The organism is Candidatus Nomurabacteria bacterium (genome assembly GCA_016699085.1).
Classification (GTDB): Bacteria; Patescibacteriota; Minisyncoccia; order Phycocordibacterales; family UBA9973; genus CAZLWF01.
Window position 1 is genome coordinate 314,955 of the sequence record CP064958.1, and the last position, 14,835, is coordinate 329,789.

The window sequence follows — 14,835 nt, forward strand, 5'->3', positions numbered from 1 at the left end:
TTATTCAAAGTATAGTATTTTTTCACTGCGTCCTCTAGATTGGTAGAGTTCTTGTTCGACGAGCAAAGGCGGAATATCATAAATAAATTCCGAAGGTATATTGATTTGGCGCATACCAAATATAGTTCTCGTTTCTGCGTATGATAGATAGAGAAATTCCTTAGCGCGAGTGACAGCGACATAAAACAACCTGCGTTCCTCTTCGGCATCTTCGATTGTCTTACTATCGAGTCTGGCATGTGGGAAAAGATCTTGTTCAAGGCCAACAATAAAGACAACTTTAAATTCCAAACCCTTCGCGGCATGGACGGTCATGAGCCTAACCCCACCTCTGTCTTCTTCTAGATTATCTTGATCGCTTGCGAGTGCTGCGTCAGTTAAAAGCTTATCCATGCCTTCATCAATCCCCCATGCGTCATACTTGGTCGCAAGTGTTACGAGTTCTTCTAAGTTCATGAGTCGATCTTCATCATCTACGCCTCCAGCTCGTAATGTCTCGTCAATTTTTGCTTCATGAAGAATATACTTAAATACTTCTGATGGAAGCATGGTTTTTTTACATTCGTTGATACGATCGAGTAGTTCATAGAAAGCATTGATTTTTACTTGCATTGGTCTTGGTAATGATTCAAGTTCTCCGGCAAATAGTTTTACCAATGTCACTTTACCAATGCCTCGTGTTGGGAAATTGATGATGCGTTTGATGTCAGATAGTGAATTGCGATTGTGCGCTGCCCGAACATAGGCAAGCATGTCTTTGATCTCTTTACGCTCAAAGAATTTTGTACCAACAACTTGGTATGGAATATTGGAACCTAGCATGGCTTCCTCGAGTACGCGTGATTGGAAGTTGGCTCGATATAAAACGGCAATATCCTTTGGAGCTGTTCCCTCTCGAATGAAGTTGTCTGCTGTGTCAGCGACAAATTGCGCTTCATCATTCTCACCAAAGGCAGTATAGAGCTTGATACTATCACCGTCTTTACCGGTATGCAGAAGAAGTTTCGGTATCCGAACAGTATTTTTTTTAATGATAGCGTTTGCCGCATCCAGGATTACTTTTGTCGATCGGTAATTATGCTCAAGAAAAACAATCTTGGCTTCTGGATAGTCCTTCTCAAACCGAAGCATATTTTTCATGTTGGCACCCCGCCAGCTATAAATGTTTTGGTCCATATCTCCCACGACGCAGATATGATGGTCATTGCCGACCAATAGCTTGGCAAGTTCATATTGCACTGTATTGGTGTCTTGGTATTCGTCAATGTGGACGTAGCGCCAGCGCGACTGATATTCATCACGTATGGTTTGGTTACGAAGTGCGATAAGTGCATAGAGCAAGAGATCGTCGAAATCAACCGAACCTTCTTTCTTTTTCTTCTCTTCATATTTCTGCCAAACACTATTGATAAGTTCTTCACTATAGTTTGAAGCTTTGGCTGCAAATTGTTCTTGGGTCTCACCTTCACCTTTGGCCTTAGATATGACGTATCGGAATTTGCGTGGCTCTTGGGCTTTGGGATCAAGGCCGAGCTCTTTGATGGATTCTTTGATAAGCGATATCGTATCTCCGTCATCTAAAATAGTAAAATATCTTGTTAAATTAAAAAGTCTTGCGTGTTCACGCAGGATAGTCGCTGCCAACGCATGAAATGTTGCGACAAATGGCACTTCGGTTATACCTTTTGGTAACACGTTTACCACACGCTCACGCATTTCTTTAGCAGCTTTGTTGGTAAAGGTGATAGCTAGAATATGTGATGGCAACACGCCTTCTTTGATGAGGTGCACAATCCGATGAGTAATGGTTTTTGTCTTGCCAGCGCCAGCGCCGGCCACGATTAATAGTGGTCCATGTATAGAAAGTGCGGCCTCTTTTTGCTTTTCATTGAGTCCATCGAGATATTCCATCTGATTACTATAGCATGACGTAGAATTCCCCTTTCCTTTACGTTTTTTAAGAAAGTTTGGATAAATTTTTTCTTGTTGCGGAACTCATCCAATTAAAATTGGATTCAAACAGTCCTCACGGCAAAAAATATTTTTCCAAACTTTCTTTTGGTTTGTTCATAAACAACAAAAGTGCCATGGTATACCATGGCACTTTTGTTGTTTATTTATTATTTTCCAATTTGACTCATCACATCCATGCTCTCTTGTTGGAATCGTTCTGCTTCTTCTTTGGCCATGACATCGAAGTTCTCAACGTTAGTTCGTAGGTATTCCATAAGTTCTTCGGGACTTGCATCGTTATCGAGCATTTTCTCAAATGCTTTTTGCATTGTGTCATCCATTGTTTCCATTGCCTTGATAAGAACACTCTGGAAGATTAGTCCACCGATTCGTTCGATAGTATCATTCTGTTCTGCCTCAGATAATCCACCTAAGTTGTATGCAGCAATAATTGTTTTTCGTAATGTTGGATCCATATAGATAGTGTATCGTATTAATAATTTTTTACAAACTACGTTTTATTATTTTGGTATGTTGCCTGTCGGTATAGTAGCTCCGGGTCTATTTGCAACATTAGGAATTCCCCCGTTGTTTACGCCTGGCCGATTGGTAACATTCTGGAGTCCGTCGTTACTTACTCCGGGTCTGTTGGCAAGTTTCTGTAATCCGCCTGTTGTAGCTTGCCCATCTGTTGTACTGGTTGGTAGTGCATCTGGTCGTGATGGTAGTGGCTGTAAGTTTGGATTGTTAGGCAATGGCTTTAGTGCCTGTGCGCCAGTGCCAGATTTATTATTGTAACCATATTCGTAGCTATCGGGATTTGATTCAAATGCAGAACTGCCAATGATGTGCATTCCGTTGTCTTTTGGTATGCCGTCCATATATTCTTGAACTAAGTAGCCAGCGCCAAAAGGATTTTTCTCAATAGCGTACGATGCATGACCAATGCTGCCCGTAGCGAGGCGAACTTCATGTCCATTTTGGAAGTAGCCAGTTTTGCTTGCAATCTCATGCGCTTGGTGTTGTGCGAATTCATGCAAATCACCACCAGTCCAGCCCATTTTTGCAGCCAATGCACCATTATTGGCTTCAAGTTGTCGTATAAATACATTTTCAACACCGTCACCTTTTTGTACCAATGCATATTCGCTAATCGAAGTTGGAGTTTCTATTGTTGGCTGATCAATGGTCGTTGGGTGGTCTACAGTTGCTGGTGCCTGGTTTGCAAAATGCTCAGTGGCGTAGTGTCCTGCCCATAGCCCAAAGCCAATGCTCGAAGCTCCACGGATGCCGGCATTCAAGTAACGATCAAGGCTCTCACTCTTTTGCTTTCTTTTGTGAACACTTTGATACAGTGCCTCATTTCTGGTGAGCCATTCATTACCAAATCCTTCACCGTATTTATTGAGACGCTTCATGCGTTCCATGTCTCTCTCAAAATCTCTGTCAATTATTTTTTGATTATGGAAAAGATTTTTGATTCCAATCCCTACTTCACCAGCTGCGGCACCACCGACAACTCTCGCACCTACACCAGCTGCCGCTGCGCCAAAGGCAGCCAAGCCTCCGCCGCCTGTGAGTGTTGTGACTACTGCGACTCCTGTACCTATACCGATCGATAGAAGGATGCGTTTCCAGCGAGGTTGAATTTTGCCATACCATGCGATGCCTTTTTCCAAAATACCGCGTTCACGTGTTGGTAATGCCTCTAGTTTTGCTCGAGCAAGTGTGTCACCTTCATCGAGAATGAGTGTTTTAAATAAAGCGCCATTTTGAAAGCTATCGAGTGCCAATTTCTTTTCTACTGGACTCGCATGATTACGGTCAAGCTTGTCGTTTTCTTGTTTAAGTAGATGTTTGCCGTACGCGACCTTGGCGTCCTTGTACGTTTGTTGGGCACGCTCGTGTGCAAGGCGCACTGGGTCAGTCGCCTTGAGATCTTCTTTGGCAATTTTTTCACCCACAAGTTTGTTCCAAATATTTCTTTGAAACCATGCACCGAAACCTTTTTTATTGCGAGCTTGATCCTGTCGCTCTTCGAGCATGTCGCGGTAGGTTTCGATATAGATTGCACGTGCTTCTTGTAATGATTGCTCAGGAGTTTTGGCTTGTTCTTGTCGATTAGCTGGATCATTTATTTGCTGCGCAAGCACTTCTCCTGGTGCCTGCCTTGCTTCAGTCGGTTGTGGCTCTGTTCTCGCTGTAGTTTCATTTTCTGTTACTACATGGATACTTGTTGCACCTTCGTGTTCGCGTATATCTTCTGGGGTTGCGATGCGAAGTTCTCCATTTTCAAATTGTCCAAGAAATTGTCTCTCTGGTATTGATTTAGTCTGATTTGAGACAAAATAGACGTTGTACTTTATGCCTCGGGCATTAGTTTTTTCTTGAATATCAGTTATAGAAAATAGCTCTTTCTTTACACTATCGAAAATAGTAGTACCTTTTTTTAATTCAAACGCCGGGGATGTTTCCACTTTTTCTACCTCTGGAGTTTTAGTTTCGATAGGTTCCCCGTCTGCTAGTAATAATATTTTCCCTGAGGTAAATGCGCGAGCAAGGTTAATTGCTGATACTTCATTCGGTTTATCACTAAAAACATATGCATTGAATTTTTCTCCCTTAAAATTTGTTTGCTCTTTAATTTCTAAAACAGTAAGTATTTTTCTTTTACTTACACCAGGCAGAGCCTCTCCGACGCGACTACCAATCTTAAGTTTTGCAACCTTGTCCATACCGGCAGTAATTTCTGGTTTTGCTTCGACTGCCCCCGCTTTCTTTTCTGGTGGAGTTATTTTGGTTTCTACAGTTGGTGCTGGTGTTTCACTCTCAGTCATTAGTCTAATTTTCCCTGTAGCAAAGGCAAACGTGAGTCCTCTTGCAGATACCTTGTTTGCTTTGTCACTAAACGTATACATATTCTTCTCTACGTTTTTGGTCACATCCTCCTCTATATTTAGAAGAGTATGTAGTTTTCTCTTGTTTGCACGAGGTAAAGCTTCACCAACGACGCTACCATTTTTAAGTGCCATGACTTTTTCCCATGCCGCAGCCCATGATTCATCTGTAATTTTATCTTTAAATTGCTCAGAACCAGTTTTTTTGGTCTCTATTTTTGGTGGATGCGTAGATAGTATAGCTACTTTTGGTAGACGCTTTGCCTGTGCTGTGTACGTTGTATAACGTTCACCTTTTTCTTTTTTATTTGCTATTGGTCCAAGTAAGTTCTCAATGGTCTTATTCGTATATATTTCTGTAGTTGCATTTGTATTCTTATCTAAATCTTCTTTACTAGCGAACACACTTACAGTAAAATGTTCAGTACCTTTTTCGTCAGTTTCTTCCTTATCGATTCGATAATAGTTGGTATCTTTTTGCCAAGTATCTCCTTCGTGGAAAGTCTTTAATGGTGACATGTAAAATCCACTATTTTCTTTGTATCCTTCTAAGTTCACTTTCTCTTCATTTGAACTAAAAAGCTTTACACCTTGTGCAACCATGTCATCGTATGAAAAAGTCACTTTATTATTTTTTGAATCTTCGAGTTCAACAGTAGAAGCTTTTGGATCTCCAGGAACTATATTAACTTCACTTATTGTGTAATTTTTTTGATCCCCAGGGAATTTCCATACTTGGCCTTTTTCAAATTTTAAATTTTGCTTGATTTGGTCTAATGCTCTATTTTTGCGAGCACGTAAAGCTTCTAGCCCATTATTGATAGCATCTGTTTTATTATTTGAACTTTTGATTATGCTCTCAGCAATTTTATCTGTGTCGATCGACATAATGGTTTAAATTTAAAATTATTATTTAACTTCTTTAACCTCAATTTTCAAATTCAATGCTGCTTGGCGACGTTTTTCTTCTTTTGCATTTACTTTATCACCTATGAATAAATAGTAGCCTTCTCCCTCATCAAGTGCCTTAACAATATTTTTTCCTCCAGGACGATGCTCCATAGCCAGAGCACTAGTAATACGATTTGCAATTAATTCTTCATATTTATTGAGTGTAATTCGATATGAGCGATTTTTATCGTTAGTGCCAGAACTGAATTCAAGTATATCCTCATTTTTTTCAAGATCAAAGTATACTCTTTTAACAATAAATGTATCTTTAGACTTAAAAAAAGTTTCGAGAATAAACTGTTGGTAGTTTTCCGTAACCGTTTCGCCCGGCTTGTATATTTGTCCAGCCATATTTATTGGTGTTTCTTCAAGTCGTTTTGTCTGGTCTCGTAATATTTTCGAAACAACCATTCCTTGAGCTACAACAAATTCCTTGTCAGGACTTTCCTCTGGCGCAAGCACTAGCATAATATTATTTTTTTCCTCTTTTATTTCTTTCAGTATGTATTTGGGTGAATTTTGGATTGTAACTGCTTTTACTGCTTCAATAAATAAAGGTTCAGTAATTACATCACCAGGTTTTATCATTTTACCCCCAATATATGTACGTGTGATCTCTACATCACTGCCAATTTGGGCTCTACTTTCAGCAGTATCTTTAGTCCTCTTTTCGTGCTTAATGTTTCGTAGTTCATAGCCATGTCTATATCTCATTACATTCGTTAATTTTGAAACAGTCATAGCTTGTTCACCTTTTTTCTCATAGTCGCCTTTCCTAACTTGAACTTTCCTTGCCCTTATGTCATTTAACCAATCTCTTTTGCCACATAATATATTAATTATTTCATCATCAATTTCTCCCAACTCCTCATATAATTCACTAAGCTCTCTTTCAAGTGTTTCCATGGTACCTGCCCTTTCACCATTACTGATGCCAGCTTTAAATCGATCAAATTCATCAGGCTCACCTATATTTTTATAGTAATTAATTTCATCCTCAATATTTTTTAATTGTACCCCTGCTGCTTCTTTGGCTTTCTTGCTTTTTGCATGCGTAAGTTCGTCAAGTTTTTCTACATAACGTTTTAATAGTTCTTTTTTTTCATATTCTCTACGCAGTGTATCTTGTTCAGCCATCTTTTTCTTATATGCTTTCAGCTCACTTTCATTAAGTGTTTTGTTGCCTTTATTTACAAAACCACTATTTGGATCTGGTGGGTTTGTGTCAGTAACTTCAATTATTTGACCCCACATTGGATCATAAATACGATCCCCAGTTTTAAACACATTTGGTATTCTTCTATTAATACGCTCAATTTCTTCAGCTGAAAGGTTTAGGATTCCCTTCATTCGTTTCTTGAAAGCTTCTGAAAGTTTTCCAAATGGTTTTGATTCGATTTTACTTAGGGGGCCATGGCCGTTATCAACATATTCAATAATTTTATCTTTTGACCAGCTCTTTACACCTTCATGCCACCCTCGTGATTCAAGGATTGCAATACCTGTTTCAATTAGATTCTGGTTTATTTCCTGACGTTCATGCACACTCATGCCTCCTGATTCTATTTGTTCTCGTAACAAATCAAAAAATTTAGATAGAGTTGTCTCTTCTTGTTTTTTTACTAGATCTTTATTTTCAACTGATGGCGATTCAGTTTTTTTTGCCGTATTTCTTGGCTTGGCTACTTTCTTAGGTATTGATTTCTCATCTTCTGGCTTAGACTTGAGAAGATCCTTAATTTTTGATAGGTCATTAGCTTCTACAGGAGTCTTTTCGTTCGAATCCTTTTTTGCACCCTCAAATTGTTTCGCCATAGTCTTTAAATTATGTATAAAATATTAGTTTCTGTCAATTTTTAGCCTTTTTTCTTATCCACATGTCGATGTGGATATCGTGATTGACTCACCCAGCCTAAGGCGGTACCCTTGTATCTGTGGGTGGTATAGAGCTAGTATATATCCTACAAATTTGTTTACCTAGTAGATATCCCCATTTTCAAGCAATTTCCTCATATTTCTGAACTGATCGTAACGACTGTCTAAGCTTGTGTAATCCTTGCAGCCTTCTTATGTAGCCATAAGGTCGTTCTGTGAGAGAGCTTCGCAGTTATTTTTTTAGTATATAAAACCCTTTTTAAAAGATTCTTCAAGCGACAACGCTGTCTCAGATCGCTCAAAGATGATAAAACCCTTATTTTACAAGCGCGGAGCATCCGGGGTTGTTTTTGTGTTGCTGGCTATTGGTTTACTACTCTACCCACTCGAGTCATATGCCAATTTTTTCTCAACCGCTCTATTTCAAAAGCCCGAAAAAGCTTATGCCCAAAACGTGCCAATAGCTAAAAATTCACAAACATTGCCAATTTTGAGGGCAGAAAATACGACAGTGGCCATGAAAAGTAGCGAAATTGCTGACATTATTATCTCAGATGATACTGCCTTGGTACCACAAGCTGGACCTTCGGGAACTGTCGCTGATATGTCAGAAGATATAACGAGTGGTCAGATTAGCACCTATGTTGTTAGATCAGGTGATTCGCTGTCGGTCATAGCTGACATGTTTAATGTCTCTATTAATACGATTCTTTGGGCAAATGATTTAAAGAAAGGTCAAGCACTCCAAACGGGTGATACGCTCATTATTTTACCAGTAACAGGACTTAAATATACAGTCAAAAAGGGTGATACAGTTAGTTCAATTGCTAAAAAGTTTAGTCTTAGTTCATCAGAAGAAATTATTTCATACAATAATTTAGAGACAGTCACAGTTGCTGTTGGTGATGTACTCATTATTCCTGGTGCAGAATTGCCTGCTGAAGTTCCAGTGACACCAAAGAAAACCCCTGTCAAACAAGGGGGTAGTAGTAGTGTATTCGTTAAGAATCAATCTGCAGGAAGCAAAATTGCAGGTTACTTTATAAAGCCAATACCGTGTGGCCTTACCCAAAACAAGCATGATAAGTATGCGATCGATATGAGTTGCGGTGGTTCTGGTATGCCAGTCAAAGCTGCTGCAAGTGGTACTGTCAAATTTGCTAAAACTGGTTGGAACGGTGCTTTTGGTAACCTCGTCGTTATTGCTCATGCTAACGGCACGCAGACTTTCTATGCTCATCTTTCCAAGATAAGTGTTTCAATTGGTCAGGAAGTGAATCAAGGTAGTATTATCGGCAATGTCGGTTCTACAGGACGCTCAACTGGTCCACACCTTCACTTCGAAGTTCGAGGTGCGTATAATCCTGGCTTTGACACTTCAGGACAGCTTTGGAAGAAGTAAAATAGATTAAAAAGAGCGAAAAGATTTTTCTTGTTGAGGAACTCATCCAATTAAAATTGGATTCAAACAGTCCTCATTGCAAAAAATCTTTTCGCTCTTTTTATGTGACTGTACATTTCTCACAGCGCCTTCGGCCGATACTGTAGTGCTTCTAATATATGTGGAGTACCCACGGTTTCATCTCCGTTAACATCAGCGATTGTTCTTGCTAGTTTTAACACTCGATGATACGCACGTGGCGAGAGATTAAGCTTGGTTGCACTTTGATTGAAGAATGTCTGTGTTTTTGGATCTAGTGTAATTAGTGCACTAATATCTTTGGCATTCATATCACTATTGGTAGTGTGTGGGCGATTTGCATTTTCGAAACGTGTGCGTTGTTTGGCTCTGGCTACTTGAACTCGATCTCGGATGGTTTCTGTTTTTTCGCCAACAGGAGCATCACTGCCTAATTTCTCATAGCCGATCGCGCCGACTTCAACCCAGATATCGACACGGTCCATGATCGGACCTGAAAGTTTACGATTATATCTCGCTATGTCGCCTGCGGTGCAGGTGCATTCTTTTGCTCGTGTACCGCGATAGCCACAAGGGCATGGATTCATAGCAGCAATCAAAATAAAATGTGACGGAAACAATGCAGTGCCTTTGGCCCTGGAAATAGATACGATTTTGTCTTCGAGCGGTTGGCGCAGAGATTCGATGACTCGCTTGTCGAATTCTGGAAATTCATCCATAAATAATACTCCGCGATGCGCAAGTGTTATTTCACCAGGCTTCGGTGTGCTACCACCACCGATGATCGATACATAGGATGACGTATGGTGTGGTGCACGAAATGGTGGCAATGTAATCACATCAGCGTTGAGATTGCCGGCAACAGAATGAATGCTCGTGATCTCGAGTGCTTCAGTAAGTGTGAGCGACGGCAAAAGTGTTGCAAATGCTCTCGCGAGCATGGTTTTGCCTGTGCCAGGTGGTCCATACATGGCGATATTATGTCCGCCAGCTGCTGCTATCTCAAGCCCACGTTTAGCACCTTCTTGTCCACGGATATCTGAGAAATCAATATCACTGACATGCCTAGAAACATCAATTGGTGTTTTTTCTTTTGGTTGTATTTTAGCAGTTTCTTCTGTTGCAGTAAGGTGAGTAATCAATTCACTAAGCGTATGTACACCAAATACTTTGATACCATCAACCAGTGCTGCTTCACGTGCATTCGCTTCTGGTACATAGAGTTCTTCAAATCCATCACGCTTGGCTTTCTCCGCAAGCGGTAGCGTGCCTTTGATAGGTAACACTTCCCCATTGAGTGCGAGTTCTCCTAGGAATAACTTTTTTTGAATTTCAAATGTAATTTCTTCTGAGGCCAATAAATAACCGAGTGCAATGCCAATATCAAATGTTGAGCCTTCTTTTTTTGTTTCTGCTGGCGAGAGCGAGACGATGATTTTCTCGTTTTTGCTTTTTGGGGACGTGTAGCCTGAATTTTTGATTGCTGAGCTTACACGATCGCGCGCTTCCTCGACTGCTTTATCAGGCAACCCAACAATAGAGAATGTGTGGAGTCCTTTTGAAAGATCTACTTCAATAGTAATAAGTTCTCCGCGAAGGAGTGATGTTTGTGCCGAATATAATCTGGCAAAAGACATACTAGTAATTTAAATTACAAAACGTACTACAATAATCTAAGCGCACATAGTCTCCAGTCTACGTTTTATTATATGTGCTTCATGCACGTGCGAGCAGCAGGATTGGCCTCGAGTCGTTCTTCTTCGATTTTCTCCTCTCCTATTTCACATGTTCCGTAAGCATTGTCTTTGATTTTCTGAAGTGCATCTTCGATATCTTTGAGTCGACTCGTGAGAGTTCTAACAAGTCCAGTTTTCTCTTCATAATCTTCAGCTCGATCTGCGCGATCATTTTCATCGGCTTCAGCTATGCCTTCAAGTGGTCGTGCGTCCCAAAGTCCTGTTTCAGGGTTAAAGAGTGCACCTTCTGATCCAAGCTGTGACAAAAGCATTTTCTGCTCCTCTTCAAGTTTTTGTTTGTATTGGTCTGTTGATTTCATGTGCTTATGATAGCAGTCAGGCCAGTCATGTGCAAATGCTACAGTGGTGTTTGTAATCGCACGAGTATTTCTTTGATTGTATCAATACTCGTGGTGACGAGAATAGTTTCTGTATCCAAAAATACGTATACCATCACAATATTCCCTGCACCGTCTCGCAATACGCGACCATCACGATTCTCAACAATAATATCCTCAAATTTTTTCTGAAAGAGTGCTGCATTGTCGCCCTCGATAGACAGACCAAAGAGTTCATACATATTATCAAACAGTTTGCGTTCCCATGTGAGCATACCCGAGAAAGCTGTGTCATAGGAATTTGTTTTAAATATGAGAAACGGTACATTGACTATCTCCATATGCGTACCGAACATGTACTCTTCATCAAATGATCGTATGAGTGTTGGGTCGGCATCACTTTCGAGCTTCTTCAAGAATTCTTCTGTCGTAAGCATTCGCGCTCCCGGATAGGTCGGTGCCGTGAGAAGAATGGCAGTGATTTTGCCGGCATCTTGCGGCAGTATCAATTTCTCCCGTATAGCATCTACAAGCTGTTTTTTCGTGAGGAGGCTACCAGTATCGACGCTTTGGTGCGCATCAGCAAAGATGAGTGTCTCTATGGTTGGTTTTTTCTCGACGACGATTGGGTCACTATCGTGAAAGAAATACAAATAGCCAAAGATACCGCCTGCGATAACAAGGCAGGCAATCGAACCAACGAGGAATGCAATATTTTTCTTTGCGACAGGAGAAATAAGTTTGGCAGTATCTTCTTTTTTCTTTTGTTCGGCGATAGCGATCTTGATCACCGAGCCTTGCTGTTCGCGTAGTGCTTCTGCCATATCGGACTGGTAGGTGCGAAGTGGCTCGATATTCTTGGCAAATAGCGGTTTAGTTTCCGGCGTAGCAGGCTTGGGTTCCTCTGGTATTTTTTGATCTGGAAGTAATGGATCCATAGCTCTATAGTAGCGTATTAGTTGTTTCTTTTCGAGTATCTTGGAATTTAGTTTTCTTTATAAAAAAATATTTTCTGAATATTCGTTTGATTTTGTCCGCTTTATGTTTGTTGCGACTAATGACCAGTTTATTTTTACCGCGAGTTCTGATAATTTCACTTAGCCTCAATTGGGCGTCAGTATTCCATTCAGTCGTGTCCGTATAGAATATATTGATCGATTCTGTGGTTTTTTGATCAAGCCAAGCTTCAATCAAGAAATCTCCAAAGATGTTGACGTAGTAGTTCTCTTTTGGAAACAATTTCTCTTCCGTCATATAGTAGAAACTCTTTTTGTTATCAAATTCCTTGCTCGCATATTTATCAAGTGGTGTTTTCCCTCCGACAATCATATAAATTTCTTTCCCATGTTCGAGCACCTCATCAAATAGCACTCTCTCACTCGCATGGCGCGCCAAGAAGAACCATTCATGCGGATCATACATATAGAGGGGCTCGTGCTCACTTGTTGCGTTATTGAGAATACCAAATGCGTGTCCCCAAAACTGATCAGTTAGGTCTGGGTTTTTAAATGTGTATGAAATCTTGTCTCCATCTGCAAGTTTCAAGAAGTCTTCACTTGGAGTACTTGTCGACGTGTACATGCTCTCTGCTGTGCGGAAGTAGTCTGTCATTTTGTTGATCCAAATATGTGAGAGTGTTGCGCGTTTAGCATAGACTACCACCACTTCTTCCTTTTTGAGTTTCCTTAGGGCCTGATAGAAGCCCTGCTTTGTTGTTTTGGGGCGTACTACCTTAATTTTCTCTAGGAGTTCAATTGTTCCCGACGATCCCTTTTGTAGGTAGTTGAGAATATATTCTTCCAGCGTCTTTGGCTCATAAATCATCATATAAGTATAGTAAATAGTCAAATAAAAGTAAACAAAACGCTTACTTTATATATAAAATAAGCTTATTGATAGACATATATCTATATTTATGTCATAATCTGTAAAGATCGGGTTTGATTGGCAAAATGGGGCAATTCTAGAAGCCCCTCTTACTAATTAAATCCAAACAAATGAAAAATTCAAAAAAATTACTTATTGTAGCGGGAGCTGCAGGCGAAATCGGAACCGAGTATTGCAAGATGGCCATTGCACACAAAGTTAATTGCATTGGGATTGTTAGAAATCGAAGAACAGGAATCAAATCACCTTTCTTTACTGAAGTAGTATGTGGCCTCGACAAAGAAGCATCCATACATGAGTCATTTGCAGATGTTGATTTCAGTGAATATAAAGAAATCATTTATCTGCACACTATTGGCGTAGATAACTTTGATCCCCGTGGTTACCCAAATATAGAGCCCTTAAAAACAATTCCGCTAGAGATCTATGATTCAAATGTAAATTCATTTAAGTATTTACTTAGGTATTGTGGAATGAAGATCAGTGCGTTAAATGATGGTAGAAGAGACTCTAAGATTAGCTTGAAAATTGCAATTATTGCAGGAGTTTCAGACAAGTACACTCCCTTTGTAATTGAGCCTTTTTGTGAAGCTAAATTTATCTTGAGACAGTATATTCAATCATATATACAACTGCATCCGGATTGGATTTCAGGACTCTCGATAAATATTACCTCAACAATTACTGCTTCTGCATTACGAGTACGGCCACATGCAGATACCACGTACTGGCTACAGCCATCTGAAGTAGTTCAGAAATCATTTGAAACGCTTATCTCAAACGCCCGTAAGTACAAGGAGATGGATATCATAAAAAACTTTCCAGATTTTATTCCTGGATATTATATGTCCAATAAAGATTTGTATGAAAAATGGAGCAGAGAAACAGGTGTTAAGTAATAATCTAAGGAATTTCTGTCGATTAATCTTCAGAAATTCCTTTCATTATTCAGCTCACGATATTTCGTGGGTTGATAGTGAAATTGCCCTTTGTTAACTTAAAAAGTACATTATGAAAAAGGATGTTTCTGAAATTCTTGCCTTTGTGTTTGCTAAAATTGTAGGTTGTATTTTCTTTGGTTGGCTAACATACCTCGCTGGGATTCTTGTAGTTCTAGCAGTACTGGATGATAATCAAAACTTGTTTTCAACATTCGGTTATTCCATCTTTTGTTTGGGCTCACTGATCTTTGCCGTATTTTTTCTTGCAATGAGTGAAGAAGATTTAAGGAAAAAGCGGAAAGATAGGAATACTAACTGGAGAAACTTGGCTCCCAAACTTTGCCGCCAGCGGATCATTATTGAAGCAATCACGGATCACTGTGTCACACCAGAAGAGTTCAAAGACTATCTTTTGAAACTCTCTCATGTTGTCGGCATGCGATTACTGGAGCATGGCAAAGATCCTAACCCTTCTGCCTATGACGCCGAGAATATGGGTTACGGTGGCTGGATTCATTGGGTCACTTCCGGCGCGCATATGTATTCGTATCCTGCCGAGGTCACAGGTGGTGCAGGACATTTGCTTAGTGTCGATGCCTATACCTGTAAACCGTTCTCCGTCGAGAAAGCTGTTAAATTCACCCGAGAGTATTTCAAACCGAAAGACATAGTCTGGCGGGAATTTTAACTCTATCCTAAGTCGTATTTTATGAAAATGAAATACGACTTTTTCTTATAGTCAGTAAACTTAAAGTTTATTAATTTATAATAACAAACAATAAATTATATATCTGTCAATATTCCTGCTATGCTTATCACAAAATAAGTTCACTAAAA

Annotated in this window: 11 protein-coding genes; 3 read left to right on the plus strand and 8 right to left on the minus strand. The window is 39.9% G+C overall.

Annotation, left to right across the window (positions count from 1 at the left end; genetic code table 11):
• The 4 genes from IPF86_01630 to IPF86_01645 all read right to left on the minus strand — a co-directional run bounded on the left by IPF86_01630 (position 1) and on the right by IPF86_01645 (position 7,616).
• On the minus strand, positions 1–1,911 hold the full coding sequence (locus IPF86_01630) for a UvrD-helicase domain-containing protein (GenBank protein ID QQR50602.1): 1,911 nt from the start codon (positions 1,909–1,911) through the stop codon (positions 1–3).
• A 209-nt stretch (positions 1,912–2,120) separates the two neighbouring features.
• Complete coding sequence (locus IPF86_01635; protein ID QQR50603.1) at positions 2,121–2,429, minus strand: hypothetical protein; 309 nt, start codon at positions 2,427–2,429, stop codon at positions 2,121–2,123.
• A 45-nt stretch (positions 2,430–2,474) separates the two neighbouring features.
• A complete protein-coding gene (locus IPF86_01640) occupies positions 2,475–5,738 on the minus strand; it encodes a hypothetical protein (GenBank protein ID QQR50604.1) in 3,264 nt (1,087 codons plus the stop codon).
• 21 nt (positions 5,739–5,759) lie between these two features.
• On the minus strand, positions 5,760–7,616 hold the full coding sequence (locus tag IPF86_01645) for a hypothetical protein (protein QQR50605.1): 1,857 nt from the start codon (positions 7,614–7,616) through the stop codon (positions 5,760–5,762).
• Positions 7,617–7,980: 364 nt separating this feature from the next.
• On the opposite strand from IPF86_01645, the gene IPF86_01650 reads away from it, so the two are divergent.
• On the plus strand, positions 7,981–9,078 hold the full coding sequence (locus IPF86_01650; protein ID QQR50606.1) for a peptidoglycan DD-metalloendopeptidase family protein: 1,098 nt from the start codon (positions 7,981–7,983) through the stop codon (positions 9,076–9,078).
• A 119-nt stretch (positions 9,079–9,197) separates the two neighbouring features.
• Here the strand turns inward: IPF86_01650 and IPF86_01655 are convergent, their stop codons facing one another.
• The 4 genes from IPF86_01655 to IPF86_01670 all read right to left on the minus strand — a co-directional run bounded on the left by IPF86_01655 (position 9,198) and on the right by IPF86_01670 (position 12,997).
• On the minus strand, positions 9,198–10,733 hold the full coding sequence (locus IPF86_01655) for a YifB family Mg chelatase-like AAA ATPase (protein ID QQR50607.1): 1,536 nt from the start codon (positions 10,731–10,733) through the stop codon (positions 9,198–9,200).
• Positions 10,734–10,801: 68 nt separating this feature from the next.
• On the minus strand, positions 10,802–11,152 hold the full coding sequence (locus IPF86_01660; GenBank protein ID QQR50608.1) for a hypothetical protein: 351 nt from the start codon (positions 11,150–11,152) through the stop codon (positions 10,802–10,804).
• Between the two features lie 38 nt (positions 11,153–11,190).
• A complete protein-coding gene (locus IPF86_01665) occupies positions 11,191–12,108 on the minus strand; it encodes a hypothetical protein (protein QQR50609.1) in 918 nt (305 codons plus the stop codon).
• Positions 12,109–12,112: 4 nt separating this feature from the next.
• Entirely contained in the window at positions 12,113–12,997 is an 885-nt protein-coding gene (locus tag IPF86_01670) for a hypothetical protein (protein ID QQR50610.1), read from the minus strand.
• Between the two features lie 170 nt (positions 12,998–13,167).
• Here IPF86_01670 and IPF86_01675 point away from each other — a divergent pair, with 170 nt between their 5' ends.
• Both IPF86_01675 and IPF86_01680 read left to right on the plus strand, forming a co-directional pair.
• Entirely contained in the window at positions 13,168–13,956 is a 789-nt protein-coding gene (locus tag IPF86_01675) for a hypothetical protein (GenBank protein ID QQR50611.1), read from the plus strand.
• A 112-nt stretch (positions 13,957–14,068) separates the two neighbouring features.
• Positions 14,069–14,686, plus strand: a complete 618-nt coding sequence (locus IPF86_01680; protein QQR50612.1) for a hypothetical protein — start codon at positions 14,069–14,071, stop codon at positions 14,684–14,686.
• The last annotated feature ends 149 nt before the right edge of the window (positions 14,687–14,835 follow it).